Source organism: Pseudomonas sp. IT-P395, assembly GCF_949767675.1.
Lineage (GTDB): Bacteria > Pseudomonadota > Gammaproteobacteria > Pseudomonadales > Pseudomonadaceae > Aquipseudomonas.
The window spans coordinates 1-20,057 of the sequence record NZ_CATKPW010000012.1 but is presented as its reverse complement, the minus strand read 5'-3'; the positions used below and the strand labels follow the sequence as shown (position 1 = coordinate 20,057).

The 20,057-nt window shown below is 58.4% G+C and carries 10 protein-coding genes; 4 read left to right on the top strand and 6 right to left on the bottom strand.

Annotated elements, in window-relative coordinates:
* Nucleotides 1–32: 32 nt before the first annotated feature.
* Nucleotides 33–467: a MarR family transcriptional regulator gene (locus ACM6IN_RS11905; RefSeq protein WP_007919713.1), complete on the bottom strand. Its 435-nt coding sequence runs from the start codon at nucleotides 465–467 to the stop codon at nucleotides 33–35.
* A gap of 312 nt (nucleotides 468–779) precedes the next feature.
* Nucleotides 780–2,909 carry a DNA helicase RecQ gene (recQ, locus tag ACM6IN_RS11900; RefSeq protein ID WP_123376281.1) on the bottom strand — a complete coding sequence of 710 codons (2,130 nt, stop codon included), beginning with the start codon at nucleotides 2,907–2,909 and terminating at the stop codon, nucleotides 780–782.
* 377 nt (nucleotides 2,910–3,286) lie between these two features.
* Between recQ and ACM6IN_RS11895 the strand changes: the two genes are divergently transcribed.
* From ACM6IN_RS11895 to ACM6IN_RS11880, 4 genes are all read left to right on the top strand, one after another.
* Nucleotides 3,287–3,874, top strand: coding sequence for a YecA family protein (locus tag ACM6IN_RS11895; RefSeq protein ID WP_007919726.1), 588 nt, complete (start codon nucleotides 3,287–3,289; stop codon nucleotides 3,872–3,874).
* A gap of 10 nt (nucleotides 3,875–3,884) precedes the next feature.
* A complete protein-coding gene (locus tag ACM6IN_RS11890; RefSeq protein ID WP_123376282.1) occupies nucleotides 3,885–4,280 on the top strand; it encodes a YbaN family protein in 396 nt (131 codons plus the stop codon).
* Nucleotides 4,281–4,551: 271 nt separating this feature from the next.
* Complete coding sequence (locus ACM6IN_RS11885) at nucleotides 4,552–5,433, top strand: hypothetical protein (protein WP_414916101.1); 882 nt, start codon at nucleotides 4,552–4,554, stop codon at nucleotides 5,431–5,433.
* A 159-nt stretch (nucleotides 5,434–5,592) separates the two neighbouring features.
* Nucleotides 5,593–6,624, top strand: a complete 1,032-nt coding sequence (locus tag ACM6IN_RS11880) for an Ig-like domain-containing protein (RefSeq protein WP_414916100.1) — start codon at nucleotides 5,593–5,595, stop codon at nucleotides 6,622–6,624.
* A gap of 60 nt (nucleotides 6,625–6,684) precedes the next feature.
* Here the strand turns inward: ACM6IN_RS11880 and ACM6IN_RS11875 are convergent, their stop codons facing one another.
* The 4 genes from ACM6IN_RS11875 to ACM6IN_RS11860 all read right to left on the bottom strand — a co-directional run.
* Nucleotides 6,685–8,973, bottom strand: a complete 2,289-nt coding sequence (locus ACM6IN_RS11875) for an autotransporter outer membrane beta-barrel domain-containing protein (RefSeq protein WP_414916099.1) — start codon at nucleotides 8,971–8,973, stop codon at nucleotides 6,685–6,687.
* A 182-nt stretch (nucleotides 8,974–9,155) separates the two neighbouring features.
* Nucleotides 9,156–11,096 carry a hypothetical protein gene (locus tag ACM6IN_RS11870; RefSeq protein ID WP_414916098.1) on the bottom strand — a complete coding sequence of 647 codons (1,941 nt, stop codon included), beginning with the start codon at nucleotides 11,094–11,096 and terminating at the stop codon, nucleotides 9,156–9,158.
* Nucleotides 11,097–11,246: 150 nt separating this feature from the next.
* Nucleotides 11,247–13,160, bottom strand: coding sequence for a hypothetical protein (locus ACM6IN_RS11865; protein WP_414916097.1), 1,914 nt, complete (start codon nucleotides 13,158–13,160; stop codon nucleotides 11,247–11,249).
* Nucleotides 13,161–13,825: 665 nt separating this feature from the next.
* Nucleotides 13,826–20,057, bottom strand: a 6,232-nt coding sequence (locus ACM6IN_RS11860; RefSeq protein WP_414916096.1) for an Ig-like domain-containing protein, incomplete at its 5' end; no start/stop codon positions are given.

The window sequence follows — 20,057 nt, the reverse complement described above, 5'->3', positions numbered from 1 at the left end:
GATCTCTCAAAGATACGGCACGTGGATGTGCCTCAAGATTTTTCCAGGTTAGCCAGAATGTGCCCGTGAACCCGCATGCACACCTTCAAATCCGCCTCGTCGACGCCTTCGAACAACTCATGACGCAACTGTGTGGCAATGGTTTCGATTTGCTCGATCAGCGGCAGGGCCGGTGCGCAGAGGACGATTTTTTTCGCCCGGCGGTCTTCCATTACAGACTGGCGTTGCACCAGGCCCTGGCTTTCCAGACTATCGAGCAAGCGCGCGAGGGTCGGCCCTTCGACGCCGACACTCTGCGCCAGCTCCCGCTGGGTCGGTGCTTCTTCAAAACGCGCCAGATGCAGCAGCACCAGCCAGCGCGCCTGGGACAACCCCAGCCCGGCGAGGCGTCGATCCAGTTCGGCACGCCAGCCACGGGACATCTGGGCCAGTTGCATGCCAAAGCGGTGTTGATCGGTTAACGGCATAAAACACTCACGGTTAGACTGAAAATAAAGAATTTCTAATTATTAGCCAGCTAAGCATGAGCTGCAGTTATAGGCAAGTGGCGGTCTGTACTGAATCGTTACATCTTGAAGCCCCTCACCCTAGCCCTCTCCCAGAGGGAGAGGGGACTGAATGGGGGATATTTGGGAATTACGCCGACGTGGCAGATCGGCGCTGAATCCATAATCGACTCGGTCATTCAGGTCGATGTATTTCGCAAGACACCTCGGTCGGCCCCTCTCTCTTTGGGAGAGGGCTGGGCGGGCGGCGTTCCGATGAAGGGTACGGCCAAATTACATTTCGAATTCCGATTGCAGCGCAGCACGCACGCAATACAGCACGCCTTCCGGCACACGCCCGGCAAACAGCTCGGCCACCTCGGCGACCGACGGCAACTCGCCTTCTCCATCAAGGAACGCGTCCTGCACTTCGCCCATCAATTCTTCAGGCAAATCCAGCGCCTGTTCCAGCGACAACTGCTGCTTGCCGATCGCCTCGGCGAGCATGGTGTAGACGTTCTTCTCCGAGCACTGCAACTGACCGGCGATTTGCATCGGGGTCATGCCGGCGCGTGCCAGGGTGATCAGTTCGTGGCGCACGTCGGCCACCGCTTTCGGCGCCTCGACCTCGCCGCCGAGCACTTCGAGGAAGGCATCGCCATAGCGTTCCAGCTTGCGCGCGCCGACCCCGCTGACCCGGGCCATTTCCGCCAGCGAAGTCGGTTGGCTGCGGAGCATTTCCAGCAACGTCGAATCGGGGAAGATGACGTACGGTGGCACGCCATGTTCTTCGGCCAGTTTGCGCCGCAGCGCGCGCAGGGCTTCCCACTGTTCGCGCTCTTCGCCGCGCACCAGTTGGCTGGCCGGGCTCTTGCTGGCGGTTTTGGCGGTGACCTGCGGCTTGAGATCGCGGCGCAACTCCAGCGTGACTTCACCCTTGAGCAATGGCCGGCAACTGTCATTCAGACGCAGACCGCCATAACCTTCGTGATCGACATCCGCCAGACCGCGCGCGACCAATTGACGGAACAGCGAGCGCCACTCGCTCTCGCTCAGTGCCTTGCCGACGCCGTACACCGACAGATGCTGATGGCCAAAACTGCGGACTTTTTCGTTGTCCTTGCCCAGCAGCACGTCGACCAGATGACCGACGCCATAACGCTGGCCGGTGCGGAAAATCGCCGACAATGCCTGACGTGCGGGCTCGGTGGCATCCCAGGTCTGCACGCCATCGACGCAGTTGTCGCAATGCCCGCAAGGCTCGGGCATGTCTTCATCAAAGTACGCCAGCAGGGTCTGGCGACGGCAGCGGGTTTCTTCACACAGCGACAGCATCGCGTCGAGCTTGTGTTGCTCGAGACGCTTGTGCCGCTCGTCGCCTTCGGAGTTTTGCAGCATCTGCTTGAGCATCACCACGTCTTGCAGACCGTAGGCCATCCAAGCATCCGCCGGCAGGCCGTCACGGCCGCCGCGACCGGTTTCCTGGTAATACGCTTCAAGGGATTTCGGCAGATCGAGGTGCGCGACAAAACGTACGTTGGGCTTGTCGATGCCCATGCCGAACGCCACGGTGGCAACCATGATCAGGCCTTCCTCATTGAGGAAGCGCTTCTGGTTGAAGGCACGTAGCTCATTGGGCAAACCGGCGTGATACGGCAGCGCCGGGAAGCCCTGCTCGCTCAGGAACGCCGCGACTTCCTCGACTTTCTTGCGCGACAGGCAATAGACGATGCCGGCATCGCTGCGCCGCTCGGCGAGGAACGCCAGCAACTGCTTGCGCGGCTGCTCTTTGGGGACGATGCGGTAAAAAATGTTCGGGCGGTCGAAGCTCGACAGGAAGCGCTCGGCATTTTGCAGGTGCAGGCGGGTGACGATTTCTTCGCGGGTACGCTTGTCGGCAGTGGCCGTCAGGGCGATGCGCGGTACGTCAGGGAACATCTCGGCCAATTGGCCCAGTTGCAGGTATTCCGGACGGAAGTCGTGGCCCCACTGCGACACGCAGTGCGCTTCATCGATGGCGAACAACGCGATGTTCAGGCTCTGCAGGAATGAGAGCATGCGCGGCTGCACCAGACGCTCGGGCGCCAGATACAACATCTTCACTTCACCGCGCTTGATCCGCGCCGCGAGATCACGCTGCTGCTCGGCGCTCAAGGTGGAATTCAGCGCGGCGGCGGCCACGCCCAGCTCTTCGAGGGTGGCAACCTGATCGTCCATCAGTGCGATCAGCGGCGATACCACCACCGCCAGGCCCTCGCGCAGCAGCGCCGGCACCTGGAAGCACAGCGACTTGCCGCCACCGGTAGGCATCAGTACCAGCGCATCACCGCCACTGGCCACGCGCTCAATGATTGCACCCTGACGGCCACGGAAACTGTCGTAGCCGAAGATGTCCTTGAGGACGCGCTGAGCCTGTTCGAGCATAAAAACTCCAAAAATCTACCGATACATCCCTGCTCAGGCTGGTTCAGAACAGCCACGGCTGCTTAAACAAAACGTAAGAGCGCATTGCATGACAGCCGCAATGCGGGCAGGGATCGCAAAACGCGGCAGTATACCCGAGCCCTTCCCTGCACAGGGCGACACCCGTCGATACAATCGCTGATACCTGTGTAGGTGCTGCCGAAGGCTGCGATCTTTTGATTTGCTTTTAATAAAGACAAGATCAAAAGATCGCAGCCTTCGGCAGCTCCTACAGGGTGTATGCAGGGCATGGCAGGTCAAATCTGCCATGCGGCTGGCTTGAGCGCGCAAGAAAGCCTAGAATTCCCGCATTGTTTATTCCCCAAGGTAGCCCCGTAATGTCCTTCGCTGAGCAACTGACCCGCCTGCAAGTCTTCCTCGACGCCGACGAGCTGCATGACGAGGCGCTGGATTACGTGGCCGCTCACGGCTACCTGACCGCGCTGTCTATCTGCGCCGAAGACGTACCGGAGCGTGAGTGGATCGACGCCCTGTTCGCTGAAGAGCCGCATTACAGCAGCGACGCCCAGCGCGAAGAGATCGAAGCCACCCTGATCGGTCTCAAAGCCCACATCGCCCGTCAACTGGCTTCGGATGAAGAATTCGAATTGCCATGCGAACTGGATCTGGGCGAAGAGCCGGACGATTCCGAACTGCGCGGCTGGTGCATCGGTTTCATGGAAGGCGTGTTCCTGCGTGAAGCGGCCTGGTTTGAAACCGCCGAAGAAGAAGTCAGCGAAATGTTGCTGCCGATCATGGTCGGTTCGGGCCTGTTCGACGAACAGCCAGAATTCGAAGACATCGCCAAGGACGCCAACCTGATGGACGACATGATCGTGCAAATTCCGGAAGCCCTGACCGCGCTGTACCTGCTGTGCCAGGCGCCCGACGAAAAACCGGCGATCCTCAAGCCACGTCACCACTAAGATCCGGCCTATGGACAATCCCATAGGCAACCGCCCCCTGATGTTGCGCTACTTCCTGCTGGCCGTCGGCTGGCTCAGCGTGGCATTGGGGGTGATCGGGATTTTCCTGCCCGTCCTGCCCACCACCCCTTTCCTTCTGCTCGCCGCGGCCTGTTTCGCGCGCAGCTCTGCGCGTTTCTATCAATGGCTGGTCGAGCATCCACGACTCGGGCCATGGATCCGCGATTACCTCGATGGCAACGGCATTCCGCTCAAGGGCAAGGTCTACGCGATCGGGCTGATGTGGGCGAGTATTCTGTTTTCGTGCTATCTGGTGCCACTGCCGTGGGCGCGGGGGTTCATGTTGACCAGCGCGGTGTTGGTGACGGTTTACATTTTGCGGCAGAAAACGCTGTACAAACCTTGAGTCGTCGGTAAATGCCTGGCTAAAAACAGCGTCCCGTCGAAACCGTTCATCTGAAAGCTTTGCATACCTGTCATATCTGACAGGTGTGCTAACCCATCAATACAGGTTCAAATCACTCCATCACCCGACCGGAGTGCCTTCCTGTGTTCGTCAACTACCTCAAGCCGGAATCCCCGCTAATCCCCGCTAACTCCCACTGATTCCCACTGAGTGAGAACTGCACCGGTCGTCATCAAAAAGCGCCTGAATGATCTTCAAGAGGACTTGCCTGATGCCTTCTCACAAGCGTTTCCGCTTCCCTCCCCTGACGGAAGGCAACAACCCACTGACGGTGCTGCGTCCCCTGCTGATTCCGGGGATGGTCGAGCCGGTGCAAGTGACGGATTCACGGGGCCCGGTGGCAGAGGACGGCAAAACCCGCGACGAAAAAGTCACCGTCACCGGCACGGCCACGCGCGGCGAAACGGTCGAGCTGTTCGATGGAACGACAACATCGATGGGTACGGCGCTAGTGGGCGCCGACAGCACCTGGAGCCGCGAGATCGGCCCATTGACCGAGAAGTCTTACCGCATCAGCGCCAAGGCTCTTTATGGCGCCGACCCGGTGTCCAGCGAGCCGCGAACATTCACCGTGAAATTCGCCCAGACCCCGGAAATTCTTGCGGTCAGCGATTCACGGGGGGACGTCGCCCAAGGGGCAACCACCTATGACAACAGTGTGCTGGTGGCAGGCAGCGCGACGCCAAACCTGCAGATCAAATTGCTGGAAAACAAACAGTCGCTCATTACCCTTGACGTCGACGATAAAGGTGACTGGAACCACCGCATCAACGATCTGAAAGTTCGCTCCTACAGCCTCACTGCCGAGGCGTTGTACGAGATTGACCCTGCGACCAGTCCGCCGCGGGATTTCGTCGTGGCGCAAGCGGTCACGCCGACGATCTCTCGCGTGAATGACCTGCGCGGTGAAGTCGCCGCCAATGGCACGACCTATTACCGGACCGTCAATCTCACGGGTAAGGCCAGTCCAAACGAAAAGATCATTCTGCTCAATGCCGGTGCGAACGTCGAAACGGTGGATGTCAACGGCAGCGGCGATTGGCAACATGTTTTCAGCAGCCTGAACCTGACCACTTACCGCCTGACCGCCTGACCGCCTGACCGCCTGACCGCGCGAGGCGATTACGGCAGTAACCCGGAGTCCAGCCCTCCCCGGGTCTTTACAGTTGCAGCCTTTGTTTCACCGACGATTACCGCGGTCACCGACTCGGTCGGTACGGTGGGACCGAATGAAACGACCTATGAGACTGCAGTGACCGTCAAAGGTGAAGCCACCCCGCGCGAGCAGATTCAGCTGTACGACAATGGCGCCCCCGTCGGTACGCCGGTCAGCGTCAATGCCGATAAACAATGGACAACGTCTGTCACCGGTCTGGCCATCCGCTCCCACAGTCTGACGGCCAAGGCCATGTATGACGCGGTTCCGGTAGAGAGCCCGGCGAGAAACTTCAACGTCGCCGCCCACATCGCGCCGACGCTGACGTCTGTGCATGACGGCATCAGTGAAATAGGCAATGGCGGGCAAACCAAAAGCGCCACGGTGACCCTGCGCGGTACAGTCACACCGAATCGTCAGGTCCAGATTTACGACAACAACAGCCCAAGGCACACGGTGACTGCCGTGGGCAGCGCCTGGAACACTACCTTGTCGGTGGGTTTGGGCGGGCATTCGCTGAGAGTAAAAGCGTTGAGTACCGGGCAGGATTCAAATACGCGGACCTTCACTGTGATCTCACCGATTCCGCCGTTGAATTTCAACACGGGCAGCGTGACATTGAGTGGCAGGTGTTACCTCATACCTAACTGGGCTGCATATCCAAACTTCGGTCCTGGCACATATGTACAGCACACGGCAAGCGGCGGAGTTCCTCCCTATCGTTACACGTCGAGTAACAACAACGTCGCCGCGGTAGACGGTTCAGGGTTGGTGACTGTCAGAGGTAATGGGCTCTCAACGATCACTGTCATCGACAACGCAAGCCAATCAAAGAGTTACAACGTTCATGTCACAGGAGTGAAATTCGTTTGGGGGCTGGACGGTGGAAGCTGGAACACGATCAGAGACAGGGCAGCAGCCCGAGGAAAGCGATTGCCATCAATGGGTGAGTTGCGGGAAATCCATAACGCTTGGGGTGGTCGTTGGCCGATGGGTGACTATTGGTACTGGGCCGCTGACTCCGCAGGTGGCTGGCCAGCTCGGTACTGGTTAAAAAACCTGGTCAATGGCGCAGAAGGGCACGTCCAGTACTACGGATCTGCCTTGGGAGTTTGCATTGACCCTTAGGGATGAAAAACGCCCCGCAAATCGTGGGACGCCTTCACTTGGGGTCATCCCGATGGCTCTTTACCAAAAATACCGTAACCCCAGATTCACCCCGTAAGGCTGCTCAATATGCTCCCCTTTGGCATAGTCCAGATCAGCATGCACCTGCCACCGCTCGGACATCGCCACAGCCACCCCCGCCCCAAACTCGGCCCGGGAGCCGGACAAGTCATTGTTGAACACGTTGTTGTTGACCTTCACTTCGTTGTTGGAAGCGAACTCATGAGCAACCGCCGCACGCACATAAGGCTGGGCGACTGCGCCGTTCCCGAAACCGAAGTTGCGTCCGACCGTGGCCCCGGCCTTGCCGAGCAGTGAGCGCATACGATCACCGTCGGCGTCCATGTCGTTGTCCAGCGTGTAGTGTTTGCCCTGGATCTGCACCGCCGACAGTTGCGCGAACGGTTCGACGAAGTAGTCGTTGGCCAGTTTGATATGCCGACCGAACTCGGCAGAACCGCCTACCCCCCAGTTGTCGTAATCACCTTTGGTGCGGCTGCCGTCGCTCAGGTTGACCTTCGACTCGTTGCGAAAGCGGTTGAACTTGAGCACGCCGTCAAAGTAGTAACCGGTATCACTGTCGAGCCAGGTGAGATAAGGCCCGACGTAGTAACTTTTCACCGTACCCGAAGTACCGCGATTCAGATCCAGATCGGACTCACTCGTGCCGGCGAGCACCCCGACCAGCACCTGGCTTTCGCCCAGTCGAGCGTCGGCGCCAAGGGACAAACCCTGTTGCGTCTGCTGATAGCCCACGCCCGAGCCATCGGCAACGTTGTACTTGTTGCCGTAGGTGCGGATCCAGCCGCCGGCCTGGCCACCGTTGAAACGCAATTCGCCCATGCGGCTGCGCAACGAACTCAACTCGCCGTACCACACGGTCGGAGCTGTGTTGAACAAGGCCAGTACCGAGCGCGCGCCGGGGCTGATGACTTCGGTGGTCGGGTCGAGAAACCACTCCTTCGCTCCCCCCTCGATTTCCCGACTGGCCAGGCTGTAAGACCATGTGCCGACATCAACCCGTTGATCGCCGGCCAAGGCAAAATTCGCACCGTCGAGGGTGCCGGTACGCACCAGCGTCAACGCCTGCGGTGAAGCGGCGTCCAGGCCAGAGGCCGCAACCGCCAGCGCAAAGTCCCCCGCCGAAGCACCGATGACATTGAGAAAATCATGCTCACCGCTGGCGAAATCGCCCTTCATTGCAAAGGTCCCATTGCCGGAAAGTGAGCCGACATTGAGCGTGTAATACATACCGGGAGCGCCCTGGGCGCCAAAGGTGACGGTGCCACCGTTCATGCCCAGTGCACCGATCGAATCGTTGCCGGTGAGTGTCCAGTTGGAGTTGCTGTTGACGTTCACGCTGTCGACATTGTCGAGGCGCCCGGTGAATTGTGAGAGGTTGTCCAGCGTGACAGTAGCGGTAGAGCTGCCATCGACCAGCACGTCCCCGGTTATTCTCCCTTGGTCGAAAACGAGATTGGCCGTGCTGTTATCCGCCACGCTGATGTTGCCATTCAGCGTGCTGTCGGCAACGGTCATGCTGGCGGTGGATGAGCCTTGAACATCCAGTAATCTGCCGTTGCCAGCGAGAACGCTGGAACCGTTGGAGACGACTATCGTGGCCTGAGTCCCGCGATCCACCAGAATCGCAGAACCGCTGACACCTTGCACCGTCGAGTTATCCAGCGACAAGGTAGGACCGCCCACGTTGGCAGCGTCATTGACCATCCGCACACCTGTCGCTTGACCGGTGATGGTCGTGCGCGCGGAAGCACTCACCTCGCCACCAAGGATATTTACACCTATGCCATCGCTGGCCGCGCCCATGATTTGCGTATTGCTCAATGACAGGGAACTCAGCCCTGTGACCTGTGACCCAATCAGTTGTCCACTGACCTGGCTATTGGACACCGTCACCTTGGATCCGCCAGCCGCGACACTGGAACGGTTGACCGCCAGCCCGATTTCATCACTGGTCACGGTCGTTTGATCAATGGTTGCCTGACTGCTGGTCACTGTTACCCCATCACCACCGTTGTTACCGACGATGGTGGCGCCATTGAGGTTTAACAACGATCCGGACTGCGCCGTGATCGATCGGGTATTGGCGCCGGAAGCGTTCAATACGCCATTGTTGCGCACCAGATAGTCGGTAGACGCAGCCGATGAATCGATATCCAGCGTGGTGTTATCGACGATAGTTGCCGAATGTGCAAAACCTGCGAAAAAAAAAACGGCCGGTAGGCAGAGCGATACTCCGAACCTGCCTGTTGGAAAAACGCGAACGTGTGATACATCCAACATGTTCATGATTGATTCACCTCAAAATAATTACAGGCCAAAGCAGCTCCGTAGCGTTAGCGGGCGTACATTAACGTTACCTACTCCCTGAAAATGTAGGAAAAGTCCTCAATACACATTAGAAAAGTCCTAGCGCTTGGTAATCCTTATAAGAAAAAGGGAGGCATTTAATGCCTCCCAGACTTCGAATATCAGATATCACACACTGATCCATCTCCCTTTTTCATGTGCACCCTGACAAGATGTCGCTGAGCTGGCACCGGGCGTCCGTCAATCATTGCCGTGTAAGTTATATCGCCCCACGCACTCTCCGTTGCCAAAATTTTCTGATAGGGAATTTTCACGATAAACCCGGCATTCGCTTCCTGTAACGATGGCGTATATGTGAACTTTTCTTCAGTACCAGGTTTTTTATTAGTACCTGCCGAATCGGTATAACCCTGATAAATAAATTCCAGTTCTTGATCGGCCAACTGCGGTTCACCAGGAGAAATCAGCACTTCTGCACATTTGACCAGTACCGGATCTGATCGCAGGGAGCCACAGTTGAACCAGTCTGTGAAGTCCGGATCAAGATGCTGAAATTTGATTTCAGGAACAACACCGGGCCGAATATTCACATCGACATCTCGGGGCAGTGAGCGGACCTCATTATCATTGATATCAGGGTTGGTAATTTTATAGGTGACTGGCAGCGGCTTACCGTTGCCGCCCGCGTCCACAACTTCCCAAAGAACATCGAACGTCAAATTCCCGGTTTCCGTACCGTCCAGTTCTATAACGCCACCTTGCGCCTGCGTGACCTCGACGCCTTTCCATATCAACGTCATGATGTCTTTATCTTTGACACCAGCAAAAACAGCTACAGTTACAGCGACATTATCAACCGAGTCGTCCGCCGTCAGAATGTTCGGGCCATTACCGCCCGTGCCTTGAACAGTAACCAGAGCCAGATTGGGATCCGGGTTTTCTCCACCGTCACCGTCTCCAGGCCGGCGCAGATCGACATCGACATCTTTTGCAGGCGCCGCTGTTCCTAATGGGAAGCGCAGGTTATGGCGTTTGATCCGATAACTGACGGCTACCTTTTTTGCATCCAGGTCGCCGTTGAATACATCCCGGTAAGGAATGTTCACATAGAAGGGAAAAGTATTGATTGTCTGCGCAGGTTGCACGATACCGTCATATGTCACTTCCAGCTGATCGATACCCTCCAGGTAGTTTGTGTACTCAGCCAGAATACCGACCCCCAGTGGCGCCTGAGCATCAGCCAGATCCACCAGTTTTGGAGCTGCGTCGTCATCAAAGAGCGGAATGCTGGGTTCCAGAAGCCCTTCGGGTGGGTCGGTCAGAGTGACATTAAGCTCGGTGTAATATTGTGGTGTATTGCGGTTCCCCTTACGGTCGCTGAGGTAATAAAAAACCGATCTTAAACCTTCCTCGGTACCGACCAGCGCGGGAGTCAATTCAAACGTGATCGCAGCTGTGGGGTCCGTTATGGTCAACTCGCCGACCAGCGTCGGGGTTGGCAAACTCGAGCCAAAATAGCACTCAACAAAGTCACCGAGCTTTTTACTCCCATAGTTCGGAATGGTGATCAATACAAAACCGTTATCATCGAGGTATTTTTTTGTAATACCATCTCTTTCCACTTCGGGGGGAACAGTCGCCCTGCCGAAAGCTACCGGTGGTGTTGTATCAATATTGATTTCAAGGGGTGTTACATCAGACGGATTACCACCGAAGTTCAACACATAACTCAGCTCATGAGGCCCCGGGGCCGATGTGTAGCCTTCAGGCAAAACAAGATCAAATTCGGTAGTACTTACATCAACGGGGGTAGTGAAAGGTACTCGAGTAGAACGTATATTGGTGCCGTCCCACATTAGTTCAAGAAATCCTTGAACATCGTTTGGATCATCCGCCTCAGCAAATCGCGGGATTTGTACCTTCAGAGGAAACCCTTGAAAGCTTGAATGCAGTTGGTTGGGACTATCATCCGTTTCATCATCCAGCAACGGATTATCCGGATGAAGTGTCGGTGGTAGGGCTGCAGCTTTCGGACTGCGAAAACGAACACCAAAAAAACGTTCGCGATTCTGCGCCGGTGTCAACGAGTGAAAACTTGTCATCTTTTATCATCCTCTCAGCAACTTGATTGACTGACACAGGGCAAACAGCCGCTTTGCCAGAGCTTTTACACAATGACTGCATGGGTTAAACAGAATTTAAATAGAACCTGAAACCAACTTCGACCAATACAGCGCCAGCACTTCTACAACTTATTCTTCACAAAGATCGTTATCAGGACCACACACTTCACCACTCGGCAACGTTCGATTGATGATGACAAACTCAGGTTTTGAATTGCCGATGCCACCGTTAGCTTTTCTCAGGTGATAACTACACAGCGCCGAGCCATTGTTTACCATTGGCGCAATCAGGCGCTCGTAATCACTGACGTGCACATCAAAACCTTCACGAGCCTGAGCGGCAGTGAGTTTTGTCTCGAATGTGTCGTAGGTTCCGTCAATCGGCTCGGTCCCATTCAGACCGAAACACCCCTGCCAGGACAATTCGACGATATCGTCTTCATCAAAGGCTGCATTGCCTTCCATACGCACCCAGACTCCTTCCCATAGCCTGGGTTTGGCACAGCAATGAAGTATTCCTTGCTTGCTTGCATGCGGAAAGATCGGCTCCGGCAAGTTCTCGATCACGATGATCGCCACTTCAACGGCCGTCACATCAGCCTGCTGCAGATTCACACCATTACTGGTGGTGTACCAAGTCAGCAGCGAGGGATTGACTTTGTCCTGTTCGATTGCCTCCCACGGAATGAGGAACCTGATCGGCTTACCGGCGACGTCACCGGATTCAACCTCGTACTCGGCGACTGGTGTGCCGATTGCGCCCCAATAGAGGAAGAGCTTTTCACCTGGCACCGGAGAGTCATACAGGGCCAGATGTGCCTCGGCCGGCTCACCGAAATCGACGGTTAACAGCTTGTTCCGTTGTTTCGATTTGGCACCGTAAACTTCCAGCCGGGCCAATGTCGTATTCAACAAGGCCGGGGCGTTGGCATGATCCTGCCCGGCGACTGTCAGATTCACCAGCACTCGCGTTTCGGCAGATGGCAAGGTCGGTGTGCCGCCACGCAGAATGCGGTAGCTCACTCGAACGTCCAATGGTCCTGGCCCATCTGCCATCAAGGTCAGCCATGGCACGGTAGCGACTTGCGGAAACTTGCCAGGATCGACGTCAAGCGCGGCCAGATCATGCCCGTTCCACTGGATCAGGACCTTGTCGGAAGGATCCGGGTTCTCATACGTATCAATTTCGACAGTGACAGCCCGCTGATTCACCGCGCCTTCACGCGCATGTTGACGGTCAATCAAGCCACGGGCTGACAACGGCACTCTCGGCGGTTTGAGAATGCCCGGAGCCGGATTCAAATTGACAAAAACCGCCAAAAGCGTTGAGCGCGGCCCGCGATTTCCCGCCCAGTCACGGAGCCGATAGTAAACGTAGCGTTGCCCGGGACCACGTCCACGAATATCTGCCTCATACATCGTGATGATCAGACGCTTCTGATCGATGTCTTGCTGGCTGAACGCTTGCTCACGAATTTCGGTTTCCGAATCCGGTGGATCGGGGTCGTCTGTCCAGTAATAGATCGCACGATCCCTGGCTTTGACGTCGACATACAGCGGTACCTGGAACCGGACTTCGCCATACCGGGAGAGGTAGTCGTCAGTGATATCGCCTGTGACATCCAGCATGATCAGACGATCGGGTTCCTGATTATCGTTCGGCGGCGATCTGTCGACGGTGACTCGCTTAATCGCCGAGTCCAACGGGTTGCCACCGTAGTTGACTCTGTACGACAGGGAATAAGTGCCGGGATCCAGCTTGTCTCGCGGGACGTTAAGCGTCTTCTCTCCGGGGGAATCGAACTCCTGACGAAAGACCTCGGTGAACGGACCGCCTGCCAGTACCCAACTGACAATTACGATGTAAGGGATGGGATCAGTAAAAGGAGTGCTCCAGTCAGGAACGATAACCGTCAGGTCATCTGCCAAAGCGGCACGCGGCAGCAGCCCGTCGAGACTCTCCTTTCCGTCTTCGTCCTTGAGGATGGCAGGTACGCTTGGCACCTCAAGCAGCTCATCATTCCTGTGTTCAGAGCGTGTCATTGAACGAACTCCCTCGCATCAAACCAAGCAGGACATGGGCAAATGACCAAGGAATCTATGGGTCCTTGCTGTGATTGATTTAACGACGCTGGAAGCGTCCTGCCTACTGTCAGAAATTACAGGTATTGCTACCGCTCGTCGGAATCAGTGCTCATGCGTGGGGGAATTAAACAGGTGCGTTTATCAGAAACGTGCGGACAACGAATCGAGCTATATGACCTCGCGTCAACGCCTGCAGCAACGATGGCAGCGCCAATGATTCCAGGAGCCTCACCATGATCAAACCCACACCCAACCCGCCCGAAACCGACCGTGCCCTCAACCATTACCTCCGCACGCCCTGCTGCCGGCCTCGCAACGCCGAACGCTGCTGGGGCTTGCGCAATTGATCATGCTCGGGGAGCTGGCGATGAGTCGGGTGCTGGATAATCTGGAGTTGCCGGGGTGAAGCAGGGATCGAGAATCCCTGCTGATTGATCGGGTGACAGTCATGGCCCCTTCGCGAGCAAGCTCGCTCCCACGGGTATCTGCGCAGATCACAAATCCCTGTTGCACCGTCAGACTTGCTCGCGAAGGCTGACTGACAGGCAATGCATCTCTACAGACAGAAAAAACCCGCCGCCCCGGTTGAACGGGACGGCGGGTTTTGTCGTTACAGGCGTCGTTTACACCGTGTCCACCTTCAACGAATGATCATTCAGCATGCCGCTGATGATCGTCGCCGTGTCATGCCCACCGGCAACCACGCCACCAGCCCCTGGCGTCACACCGTAGTGGCTGGCGAGGTTGACGCCGGCCAGGTCGATGGTCTGGTTTGGCGTGGCGCCGGCCATGGCGCTGACGTCGATGCTGGTGAGCACCGAGGCGCCGCTGCCGCTGACGGTGAAGTGCAGGTAGTCATCCAGTGAGGCGGTGGTGCCGTTTTCACCTTGCAGCAGTTGCGACAGGTCGAGTTTGTCGGTGCCGGGGGTGAAGTCGGTGATCAGGTCGTGGCCGCTGTTGCCCTTGAGCCACTGGAAGGTGTCGGCCCCGGCGCCACCGGTCAGGGTGTTGTTGCCCATGCCGCCAATCAGCAGGTCGTCGCCACCGCCACCGTTGAGGATGTCGTTGCCGAGGCCACCGTTGATCACGTTGTTATTGTTATCGCCGGTGAGGGTGTCATTGAAGTTCGAGCCGACGAGGTTTTCGATGCCGGTCAACGTATCGGTGCCGGCGCCCAGGGTGTTTTGCGCACCGAGCAGGCCGAGGTTGACCGTGACCCCGGCCGTGGCGTGGGCGTAGCTGGCGGTGTCGCTGCCAGTACCGCCGTCGAGCAAATCGTTGCCCGGGCCGCTATAGAGCAAGTCGTTACCGGCGCCGCCGTGCAACTCGTTGTTGCCTGAGCCTGCGGTGAGCACATCGTTGCCGTCGCCGGCGTTGATGATGTTGTCGCCGCTGCCGGCCACCAGCACGTCATCCCCCGCGGTGCCGGTGAGGGTGTGGCCGTCCTGATAGCTGATGCTGACGTTGGCGGTGTCGCTGCCGCCATGGTTGTCGTTGGCGGTGTAGCTGCCGTGGAAGTCCGGGGTGATGTCATGCGCCCCGGCGTAGTTGAGGGTCATGGTCAGCTGATAGTTTTCCGCCGCGTTGGGGTTACCGCCGCCGGTGGGGTTGGTGATGTTGGTGATGTGGATCTGGTAGACCCCGTCCGACGTCGCGGTGAGGGTTTGCCCATCTGCCAGCGCGATGTAGGCGCCACCGTTGATCGAGTACTCCATGCTGACTTGACCGGCCGCCAGGTTGTGATCGAGGTTGAGGGTTTCGCCCTGGCGCAGGTTGACGGTGATGCGGTCTTCATCGTTGGCGTTGCTGTTGGTCACCGCACCGAGATAGCCACTGACCACCAGCACAGCAGTCATGGTCGCAGCGTTGGCACTGAACGAACTGCGCACGTTGGCCAGGTTCTGGTTGGCGGCGGTGTTGACGTTGGTGCCGGTGAAGTTGATCGCCCCGGTGCCGGTGAAGTCCGCCGCTTTCGAGATCCAGCCGGTGTTGAAACTGGTGGGCGTAGCGTTGAGCGTATCGCCGTTCGGATCGGTGTCATTGGCCAGCAGCAGTTCGCCCGGTACGACAATATTGCCAGAGAGCACGTTGGTGATGACGTGGTCGTCCACCGCCACTGGCGGCGCGTTGGGGATCACTTTCACGGTCAGCGTCGAGCTGGCGAGATCGCCGTCGTTGTCGCTGAGGGTAAAGCCGATGTTCTCGGTAATCACCACCGCCGTGGTTTTCTGCGAGGTGTAGGTGTAGTCGCCGCTGTCGAGATTGATCAGCAGTGTGCCGCCGTTATTGGTGGCGATGCTCAACGTGTTGTTGGCGGTGTTGAAGGTGCCGTGATTGATGCCGCCACTTGGCGTCAGCGAGCCTTGGCCGCTGAGGGCTTTCGGGTCGTAGGTGTAGGTGGTGCCGTCGACCACGATGGATTTGATGAAGCCGCCATCGGCGCCGAAGGTGCCGCCCTCGCCCAGCAACGAACCAGTGACCGGCGCGCCCTGCACAGTGCCCGACAGCACCGAGTTGAGTTGATTGAGGTCGGTGACCACCACCGCATTGGTGTTGGTGTGGCTGATGCCGTCATACGCCAGCGGGTCGAGGTTGGCGTTGCTCACGCCGCTGCCGAGGCCGATCGCGTAGTTCTTGATGTTGTTGGCATCGAGGAAGTTTTTCAGCGCGGCTTCGTCAGCGGCGTTGATGTCGCCTTCGTTGGGTTTGCCGTCGGAGAAGAAGTAACCGACGTTCTGTGCCCCGGTGAGTTTGCCCGAGGTGTTGAACGCGGTTTGCATGACCGCCACCGCAGCGTCGTAGTTGGTGCCGCCACCCGCCGACAGGCTGGCGAGAATCGTCTTCGCGGTCGCCACATCGACCCATACCGACGTTCTGTCAGTGGCGTTGCTGCTGAAGGTGACGAGCTGGACTTTGACATCGCCAAGGTCGTCGTACTTGTCGAGCAAGGCACTGATCGCCTGCTTGGCCAGGTCCAGCCGCGACAGGCCCGGCACACCCGAGGCGTCGGCCATACTGCCGGAGATATCAAGAACGATGAGCAGGTTGGAATCGATCTCCACTGCCGCCACCGAACGATCCGAGGCCACGGCTTTTGGCACGTCATCAACGATGTTCACCACAAGGGTGCTGGTGGTGCTGTTGCCCAGTGCATCGGTGGCTTTGTAGGTGAAACTTTCGCTCAGCGTGTTCGCCCCGTCGTTGGCGTTCGGGGTGGTTTTCGGTGCAGAAGTCAGCGTGTAGGTATAGGTGCCGTCGGCATTGAGTTGAATCTGCCCGTAGCTGCCGGTGGCGCTGCCGACCAACGTGTAAGTGATCGCGCCCGTACCGCCGGTAACTGCGCCGACCAGCGTGCCGGTCGCGGTTTCACCGGTGTTGGTCGGATCGCTGCCGGTGACCGTACCGGCGGCCAGATCCTGGCCGTCCTTGCTCAGGTCGAGGGCTTTTTCATAGACCGTTACGTCCTGATCGACCGAGGCTACCAACTTGCTGTCGGCAACGTTGATGGTGATTGTCGTGGTGCTTTCATCGCCGTCGCTGTCACGGATGGTGTAGGTGAAGGTGTCAGTGGCGCCCGGTGGGCTCACCGAGTTCGGGTTGCTGTGATAGACGGCGTTGCCGGCCGCATCGAGGGTCAGATAACCGAAGTTGCCATTGATGTTGCTGTTGAGGCCGCCAATGGCCGAAGTGCCGGTATTACTGCCGGCGCGCACGCCGACCACTGTCGCCGCGCCATCGGCACCACTGACGTCATTGCCGAGCACGCTGACATTGAGCGTGCCGCCCTCGGCCACCGAGCCGGTGTCGGGTTTGGCGGTCGGCAGGTCATCGATGATGTTGACGTTGATCTGGCCGTTGGCGGTGCTGCCATCGGTATCGGTGGCCACCACGTTGAAGTTCTCGGTGAGGCTGTTGGCACCGTTGGCGGTCGGGTGGGCTTCGTTGTCGACCAGGGTGTAGCTGTAACTGACCACACCGGTGGCCGGGTTGTAACCGGTAACGGTGAAGGTGCTGCCCAGCGGCGAAACCACCGATTGCGGGAAGCCTGCAGCGACACCGTTGGTCACCACGGCGATGCCGCCGACGGTGAGGGTTTGCAGACCATCGAGCGCAGTCACGGTGAAGGTGCCGCTCTGGGTCAGCGCCGGGGTGTCGGGGCTGGTGCCGTCGCTGAGGTTTTTCTCGTAGACGGTGAGTTCGCCGCCATTGACGTCGAGGCCGTTGAGCACCACCGGATCGTCGTTGTTGTGGATGTTCAGCACCAGGTTGGCAGTGCTGGTGTCGCCATCGGCGTCGGTCAGGGTGTAGGTGAACGTCTCGGTGCCGTTGCCGCCGCCGTGCAGGTTTTTGAAGTCGCCATCGTTGGGGTTCAGCGTGTAGGTGTACGTGCCGTTGGCGTTGAGCACGAGCGTGCCGTAAGTGCCGGTGAACGTGCCGGCGGTGATCGGCCCCGCATTCGGTCCGGTTGCGACCACGTCGGCGCCTTGCACATCGTTGGTCAGCACATTGCCGGTCAGGGTCAGTTGCGTTTCCGAAGCGCTGTTGGCGTTGCTGTCGTTCACAGCTTTTGGCACGTCATCGACGATGCTGACGACAATGGTGCTGGTGACGATGTTGCCGAGCGAATCGGTGGCCTGATAGGTGAAGGTTTCGCTCAGGGTGTTGGCGCCGTCGTCGGCATGTGGCGTGGTGGTCGCCGGCGAGGTCAGCGTGTAGGTATACGTGCCGTTGGGGTTGAGGACGATTTGCCCGTAGTTGCCGGTGGCACTGCCAACCAGCGCGTAACTGATCGCACCGACTGCCCCGGTGACCGAGCCGACCAACGTGCCAGACGCGGTTTCGCCGGAGCTGGTCGGGTCGCTGCCGGTGACTGTACCGGGCGCCAGATCCGCGCCGTCCTTGGTCAGGTCCAGTGCTTTCTCGAAGACGGTGACGTCGGTGTCGCTGGTCGCGCACAGCTTGCTGTTGGCGACATCGATGGTGATGGTGGTGGTGCTTTCATCACCGTCGGAATCGCGCACGGTGTAGGTGAAGACATCCACTGCGCCCGGGCCGTTCACGACGTTGGGATTGCTGTGATAGACCGCGTTGCCGTTGGCGTCCAGGGTCAGGTAGCCATAGGTGCCGTTGATGTTGCTGTTGAGGCCGCCGATGGCCGAAGTCGAGGTGTCGGCGCCGGCGCGCACGCCGACCACTGCACCGGTTACGGCCGGACCGTCGGCGCCACCAATGTCGTTGTTCAGCACGTTGCCGCTGACCGTGCCGCCCTCCGCCACCGATGCGGCGTCAGGATGGGCGCTCGGCAGATCATCGACGATGTTGACGTTGATCTGGCCGTTGGCGGTGCTGCCATCAGTGTCGGTGGCGACGACGTTGAAGTTCTCGGTGATGCTGTTGGCGCCGTTGGCGTTTGGATGAGTTTCGTTGTCGACCAAGGTGTAGCTGTAACTGACCACGCCGGTGGCGGGGTTGTAACCGGTAATGGTCAACGTGCTGCCGAGCGGCGTGACGATCGATTGCGGGAAGCCTGCGGCCACGCCGCCGGTGACCACGTTGATGCCGCCCACGGTCAGGGTTTGCAGACCGTCGAGGGCGGTGACGGTGAAGGTGCCGCTCTGGGTCAGCGCCGGAATGTTGGGGCTGGTGCCGTCGCTGAGGTTTTTCTCGTAAACCGTCAGTTCGCCGCCGTTGACGTCAAGGCCATTGAGGTAGACCTGATCGTCATTGTTATGGATGTTCAGCACCAGGTTCGCGGTACTGGTATCACCGTCGGAATCGGTGATGGTGTAGGCGAAGGTTTCCGTGCCGTTGCCGCCGCCGTGCAGGTTTTTGAAGTCGGCGTCGTTGGTGTTCAGCGTGTAGGTGTAAGTGCCGTTGGCATTGAGCACCAAGGTGCCGTAAGTACCGGTGAACGTGCCAGGGGTTACCGGCCCAGTCGGTACGCGATCCGCACCTTGCACGTCGTTGGTCAGAACGTTGCCGGTCAGGGTCAGCAAGGTTTCCGATGCGGTGCCGGTGTTGCTGTCATCCACGGCTTTTGGCAAATCGTCGACGATGTTCACGTCGAGGGTGGCATTGGCGGTGGTGCCGTTGTCATCGACCACGGTAACGGCGAACTGCTCAGGCAGATTGTTCGCACCGTTGGCGTTTGGATGCGCTTCGTTATCGGCCAGGGTGTAGCTGTAGCTGACCACGCCGGTGGTGGCGTTGAAACCGGTGATGGTCAGCGTGCTGCCCAACGGCGTGGTGACCGATTGCGGGAATCCTGCGGCCACACCGTTGGTGACGACAGCGATGCCGCCGACAGTCAGCGTCGTGACGCCATCGAGTGCGGTGATGGTGAACGTGCCGCTCTGGGTCAGCGCGGTGGCATCCGGTGCGCTGCCGTCAGTGAGGTTTTTCTCGTAGACGGTGAGTTCGCCGCCATTCACGTCAAGGCCGCTGATGACCACTGGATCGTCGTTGTTGTGGATCTGCAGAACCAGATTCGCGGTGCTGGTATCACCGTCCGAATCGGTGATGGTGTAGGCGAAGGTCTCGGTGCCGTTGCCACCGCCGTGCAGGTTTTTGAAGTCGGTATCACTGGTGTTCAGCGTGTAGGTGTACGTGCCGTTGGCGTTGAGCACCAGCGTGCCGTAAGTCCCGGTGAAAGTACCTGGGGTTACCGGCCCAGTCGGTACGCGATCGGCGCCTTGCACATCGTTGGTCAGGACGTTGCCAGTCAGGGTCAGCAAGGTTTCCGATGCGGTGCCGGTGTTGCTGTCATCCACGGCTTTTGGCAAATCGTCGACGATGTTCACGTCTAGCGTGCCATTGGCGGTGGTGCCGTTATCGTCGACCACGGTGACGGCGAAT

Bases quoted from the DNA above. Each gene is read 5' to 3' on its own strand.
- recQ (WP_123376281.1), bottom strand. From the start codon at position 2,909: ATGCTCGAACAGGCTCAGCGCGTCCTCAAGGACATCTTCGGCTACGAC.
- ACM6IN_RS11885 (WP_414916101.1), top strand. From the start codon at position 4,552: ATGCCTTCTCACAAGCGTTTCCGCTTCCCTCCCCTGACGGAAGGCAAC.
- ACM6IN_RS11890 (WP_123376282.1), top strand. From the start codon at position 3,885: ATGGACAATCCCATAGGCAACCGCCCCCTGATGTTGCGCTACTTCCTG.
- ACM6IN_RS11875 (WP_414916099.1), bottom strand. From the start codon at position 8,973: ATGAACATGTTGGATGTATCACACGTTCGCGTTTTTCCAACAGGCAGG.
- ACM6IN_RS11865 (WP_414916097.1), bottom strand. From the start codon at position 13,160: ATGACACGCTCTGAACACAGGAATGATGAGCTGCTTGAGGTGCCAAGC.
- ACM6IN_RS11870 (WP_414916098.1), bottom strand. From the start codon at position 11,096: ATGACAAGTTTTCACTCGTTGACACCGGCGCAGAATCGCGAACGTTTT.
- ACM6IN_RS11895 (WP_007919726.1), top strand. From the start codon at position 3,287: ATGTCCTTCGCTGAGCAACTGACCCGCCTGCAAGTCTTCCTCGACGCC.
- ACM6IN_RS11905 (WP_007919713.1), bottom strand. From the start codon at position 467: ATGCCGTTAACCGATCAACACCGCTTTGGCATGCAACTGGCCCAGATG.